The organism is Pleurocapsa minor HA4230-MV1 (genome assembly GCA_019359095.1).
GTDB classification, from domain to species: Bacteria; Cyanobacteriota; Cyanobacteriia; order Cyanobacteriales; family Xenococcaceae; genus Waterburya; species Waterburya minor.
This window is the reverse complement of sequence record JAHHHZ010000022.1, coordinates 153,982-160,167: the sequence shown is the minus strand read 5'-3', so window position 1 is coordinate 160,167 and position 6,186 is coordinate 153,982. Positions and strand designations below refer to the sequence as shown.

Annotated in this window: 4 protein-coding genes; 2 read left to right on the top strand and 2 right to left on the bottom strand. The window is 38.3% G+C overall.

The genetic code is table 11. From position 1 onward, the window contains the following. The first annotated feature begins 61 nt into the window (after positions 1 to 61). On the top strand, positions 62 to 1,552 hold the full coding sequence (locus KME09_14535) for an alpha/beta hydrolase (protein MBW4535149.1): 1,491 nt from the start codon (positions 62 to 64) through the stop codon (positions 1,550 to 1,552). Between the two features lie 286 nt (positions 1,553 to 1,838). Continuing rightward, complete coding sequence (locus KME09_14530; protein MBW4535148.1) at positions 1,839 to 3,263, top strand: hypothetical protein; 1,425 nt, start codon at positions 1,839 to 1,841, stop codon at positions 3,261 to 3,263. A gap of 398 nt (positions 3,264 to 3,661) precedes the next feature. Here the strand turns inward: KME09_14530 and fba are convergent, their stop codons facing one another. Then, positions 3,662 to 4,741: a fructose-bisphosphate aldolase class II gene (gene fba / locus KME09_14525; GenBank protein MBW4535147.1), complete on the bottom strand. Its 1,080-nt coding sequence runs from the start codon at positions 4,739 to 4,741 to the stop codon at positions 3,662 to 3,664. Between the two features lie 148 nt (positions 4,742 to 4,889). Then, positions 4,890 to 6,149 (bottom strand): transposase, encoded by a 1,260-nt coding sequence (locus KME09_14520; protein MBW4535146.1) that lies wholly within the window; start codon positions 6,147 to 6,149, stop codon positions 4,890 to 4,892. Positions 6,150 to 6,186 lie beyond the last annotated feature (37 nt).

The following is a 6,186-nucleotide window of genomic DNA, read 5'->3' as shown; positions in this document are numbered from 1 at the left end:
GTTTAGAGGTGTTGGATCTGGGTTACTGTTGGTAGTTGTCACTCTATTTAGTGTACTTGCTATGGAGCGATCGACTATTTCTGCGGAAAGGATTGATTTTAACTATAGTTTGTTGGGTTTTAAGGTTAAGGTGAAAGATTTGGCAACTTTTGCTGAGACAGGAGAAGTAAGTGATAGTTTAAATTACTATTTTAGATATATACCAGAAGAGCAAAGCCAGCAGCTACGGAAGTTTCTCCAACAAAGTTATGATGTCGATCCTGTGTTGGTCTATCGTTATGCTCACACTTCGGTAGGGATTAAGATGCTGCAACGCATTGGGGAGATTATACAGCTACCTAGCTATATTAATGGTTTTCATGGTTTACGTGCAGCTTTGGTGCAAACAGCGCAGTCTGCGGAGGGGATTAACTTGGTGGATTTTCTGCAACGCTTTCCCACGGATATAAAGCTCAACTTGGGGGAATTACTCCAGCTAGTTAAGCAGATCGATCGCGCAGAAGAAGACACTGAGGAATTTATTGCCAGCTTGTCACCAGAAGTTGTGCAGAAAAATACGCGGAAAAATCCTAATTTTCGTGACTTATTACAGCCAGGTAACTATCAGGGGACTAAACAAACTTTAAATTTTTATGATCGTCAGCGCGATCGCAATTTGGTTACTGATTTATATTTACCGCAAAATAAGACTGGTAATATACCGATTATCGTCGTTTCTAATGGTTTAGGGGCAAAACGCGATCGCTTTGAAGAGTTTGCACATTATCTAGTTTCTTATGGCTTTGGGGTAGTTATTCCCGATCATCCAGGAAGCGATCGCAATCGTCAAAAAGCTTTTGTTGAAGGGTTATATCGAGAGAATTTTGATGCTACAGATTTTATCGATCGCCCGATCGATATCAGTTATATTTTGGATCGACTAGAACAACTCAATCGCGATCGCTTTAATCATCAGCTTGATTTACAACAAGTAGGGCTATTTGGCTATTCTATCGGTGGGACAACAGCTCTTTCTTTGGCAGGTGCCGAGTTTGATTTTACTCAGCTAGAACAAGATTGCGCTCAACCCCTAAACCTACTTAATATTTCGATCCTCTATCAATGTCGAGCTTTGGAATTACCTAGAGCAAAGCGCACCCTCAAAGACGATCGTATCAAGGCTGCATATATGTTTGTGCCTTTTGGTCACAGTCTTTTTGGCGAACAGTCACAAGACAAGATTGACATCCCGATTATGTTTCAAGTCGTAGACCAGGATTTCCTAACTTCTTTGTTAGAAGAACAAGTACCGTTGTTTAATTCTGTGGGTAAAGAGCGTTATTTGGTAATTTCTGAAAAGCTACCCCACTCTAATGTCACTTTATCAAAAGAAGCGCAATCATCGCAAGCAAAAGCTGTACAATTAGCAAAAACTTATCAAAATCTGTTGTCGTTAGTTTTTTTTCAAAGCTATGTTGCCGAAGATCCCAGCTATATTCCCTATTTAAGTACCGCATATCTTCAGGCGATCGCCCAGAAGCCCTATAATTTGCATTTATTAGATAATAAGTAAAAAAAAGTAAGACGTGAAGTTTAGCCATCATCGCAATCGATCTGCTAATTTTTGGTTGGGTATTAGTTTATTAGTTGCTCTGTATTACGGAATTTGCTTTTATTGTTTTGTTTTTAATCAAGAATATATAGTCCAAGATGACACTAGACAGCATGTAGTTTGGCTACAAAGATTTATTGATGCTGATTTATTTCCCCATGATTTAATTGCCGACTATTTTTCTGGACTTGCCCCAATTGGATTTAAATTCACCTATTTATTTGCTGCAAAACTAGGTTGTGAGCCAATTTTATTAGCTAAACTTTTACCTCCAGTGTTAGCTATTATTACAACTATTTATCTCTACTTATTTACTCTGCAAATATTTCCTATTCCTTGGGCGGGATTTATTAGCAGTTTATTAATTAATCAACTAATCTGGCTCAATGATGATTTAGTTTCGGCAACCCCCAGAGCTTTTATCTATCCTTTATTTGCTGCTTTTTTATATTATCTATCTCTAGATTCTCTTATTCCCTGTTTAATTATAATGTTGCTCCAGGGTTTATTTTATCCTCATATTTTATTAATCGAGATGGTAATACTTAGTCTTAGATTAATAAGCTTACAAAGTAATATAATTAGCTTCACCAATAAAAAAAAATATTATCTTTGGTGGATTGCAGGATTTATAGTGACAGCGATCGCACTTTATCCGATGAGCCAAAAACCCCCTGAATTGGCAACAACTGTAACTGCCTTACAAATGCGACAGATGCCAGAATTTAACTTAGGCGGGAGGAGTCCTTTTTTTGCTGTAGGCTGGCTCAAATATTGGTTTGCTGGCTCTAGTGGTCTAACTCTACCATTGTTTCCCACGCTTGTTTGGAGCGGTTTAACATTGCCTTGGCTATTAAATAAAAAACTACCAATTACTAAATTAGTTACCAAAAAAATTAGTATTTTGACTCAGGTAATAATAGCATCTTTGTTAATGTTTATTTTGGCACATATATTCTTACCCAAACTACATTTACCTAGCCGTTATACTTATCACACAATTCAATTTGTTTTAGCAATTTCTACAGGTATTGTTTTGACGATCTGGTTAGATATAGGTCAAAGGTGGTTAAAAAATAAACAACAATTCAATCTATTAGAGAAGACTAAAATAGCTTTGATTACTTTATTTGCTCTAACGACAATTATTTTTCCTGCTATTCCCTATGTCTCGATTAATTGGTTTCAAGATTGGCGAGTCGGTACCGCTACTGAAATATATCAATATTTAGCCCAACAGCCAAAAGACATATTAGTGGCATCTTTAAGCACTGAAGTTAATAACATACCCGCTTTTTCCCAACGCTCAATTTTAGTCGGCGATGAGTTTGCACTGGCATATCATCCTGCTTATTATAATCAAATAAAACAAAGGACGATCGATCTATTACAAGCCCAATATAGTCCTGAGCTAAAAGTTTTACAGTCTTTTATTCGACAATATAATGTAGATTATTTACTACTCGATCATAATGCTTTTACCGCCCAATACTTATTAGCTAAAAATTGGTTAATTAATAGCTCTTGGAAAGAAGAAACTCAACAAGCGATCGCGCAATTAAAATCAGAATATTCTCCTGCATTGAGGGAAATAAATCCATCTTGTTCAGTTATATCCACCAAGACTTTAAACTTATTAAAAAGTTCGTGTATTTTAGAGCAGGTTAAGTAAAGTTGAAAACTGCTGTAACTGATTGGGAAAAATTTATGGCAAAACCTTAGACCAATTTTCAATAGTAAGTGGAGAGATAAAATCAAATTGTAGTAGCGCGTCTAGGCTAAAATATTGGGTTCATTTAAGTAGGGTGGGGTGTGCCTCGCACTACCGATTTTAATTATTTCAACCCAAAAAGTTAGAGTGGACGCGCTACTACCAAGTCTCTTATTACTTTTGAGAAATGGTATTAGTGGCTATGAATTGAAAGCTTTTTCTAACGACGTTGCTGAATGAGTGGCTAAAGTTAACCACCCATCCAAAGATCAAACTCAGTTTAGCGAAAAGCCGTCTTACTAATTGCTAACCTGCGAGTCCAACCTTTAATTCAAAGCTAAAAGCTAATGGCTAAAAGCCTATACAGAAACAGTTGTTTTGTTGCTAGTAGACAATTCGCCTTTAGCATATTTAGCAGCATAGTCATCCAAGGAAACCTGCTTGATTTTGCCAGCATTACCAGCAGTACCAAACGCTTCATAACGTCTGAGACAGACAGTTTTCATGTATGCAATGGAAGGCTTGAGGAAGTGGCGGGGGTCAAAGTTTGAAGGATCTTTGAAAGCTGCTTCACGAATAGCAGCAGTGATAGCCAGACGGTTATCAGTATCGATGTTAACTTTACGTACACCACTCTTGATGCCTTTTTGAATCTCTTCTACAGGTACACCATAAGTTTCGGGGATTTTACCACCATTAGCATTAATGATGTCGATCCACTCTTGAGGTACGGAAGATGAACCGTGCATTACCAAGTGAACGTTAGGTAAACGACGGTGAATTTCTTCAATTCTGCTGATTGCGAGGATTTCGCCAGTAGGTTTGCGAGTAAACTTGTATGCACCATGGCTAGTACCGATCGCAACTGCCAAAGCATCTACCTGAGTACGTTCGACAAATTCTACTGCTTCATCAGGATCGGTCAACAGTTGCTCTTTGCTTAATGCACCTTCAAAACCGTGTCCATCTTCAGCTTCACCTTTACCAGTTTCTAATGAACCTAAGCAACCTAGTTCACCTTCAACGGAAGCACCAACAGAGTGAGCTACTTTAACTACTTCTGCGGTAACATTAACGTTGTATTCAAAGCTGGCTGGAGTTTTAGCATCTGCTTCTAAAGAACCATCCATCATGACGCTAGTGAAGCCGTTGCGAATTGCCGAATAGCAGGTTGCGGGGCTATTACCGTGATCCTGGTGCATAGCGATGGGAAGATGGGGATAGCTTTCTGCTGCTGCCATAACTAAGTGACGGAGGAAATTTTCACCAGCATACTGGCGCGCACCACGAGAAGCTTGTAAGATGACAGGGCTGTCAGCTTCATTAGCAGCTTCCATAATGGAGATAATTTGCTCCATGTTATTGACGTTGTAAGCAGGAATACCGTAGTTATTTTCAGCAGCGTGTTCTAAAAGCAAACGCATTGGGACGAGCGCCATATATATTCTCCTTAAATTTATATTCTTGTCAAATAGTAAGTTTTTAAGAAATTTTAACTTCTTACTTGTCAATCTTAAGATATTTTTTACATCTAGACTAATATAATTTGCCCTGAACTTTAAAATAACATCTGTTTGACACTCCCCGCTAATCACAAGACGGGGATTCTACATTCAACAACTCGCCGTTAGCCAACAGGTTTACACCTGAAGACCAAGAGGGCAAATCTCCTGTAGCGTACACGCCAGTTTCTTGCGGAGGGAAACCCTTCTCAGAACTGGCGTAAGTTCCCGCATGACCTGCGGTACATAGTCCTTTTTTCAGGATATTGATGCTAGCTGCAATATCTCTATCTTCTGTATATCCACAGCTACAAGCATGGGTGCGAGTAGAAAGAGATTTTTTGACCCGTTTACCGCAGGAGGGACAATCTTGAGATGTGTATTGTGGTGGAACGGCAATGGTTATTTTTCCCATTTTCCAACCGAAATATTCTACCCATCTACGAAACTGTGTCCAGCCAGCATCGGATATTGATTTAGACAGTTTGCTATTACGCACTAGATTCTTGACCTGCAAGTCTTCATAAACAATACAATCGTTAGATGTACATACGGTACGCGCTAGTTTCTTAGCATGTTCTTCTCGTTGTCTACTTATTCTCAGGTGCAATCTAGCGTAACGATTTCTAGCTTGGTGATAGTTTTTAGACTGAGGCTTTCCTCTCTTAAATTTCCTTGACTTGCGACGATTGAGCTTATTTAATCTCTTTTCGCTTTGTCTGTAGAATCTAGGGTTGGCTTCAGTATGACCCGTACTATCGGCATAGAAATATTTTAAGCCAATGTCTAAACCGATTGATTTACCCGTAGGTTCAACATCTTCTTTTACTTCAATTGAAATGCAAAACTGACAGTAGTAACCATCTGCCCTACGTATCAATCGAACCCGTTTTATTTCTTCAGGCTGGTAAAAGTAAATATCTCTTGAACCGACAAGCTTCAATCTACCGACACCTTTTTTGTCGGTAAAGGTAATATGCTTTTTAGTGGTTTCATCTAGCTTCCAGCCAGACTGTTTATACTCAACCGAACGAGAGTGTTTTTTAAACTTAGGAAATCCTTTTTTGCCTTTGATTTGCTTTTTACAGTTATCAAAGAAACGACTAATAGCACTCCAAGCTCGTTCGGCTGATGATTGTCTAGCAGTAGAGTTTAATTCATTGGCAAAACCATATTCTTTGGCTATGACACGACAATACTTATTAAGGTCGTATTTATTAACTCCTTTATTGTCCAGCCAATAGCGCAAAGCTTTATTTCTGACAAACTGACTGGTCTTAATAGCTTCGTCAATTGCCAAATATTGATATTGTTTTGCTTTTACTTTGTACTCTATTACAATCATGTTTTTATGCTATCATGTCTAGCACAAAAAACAATTA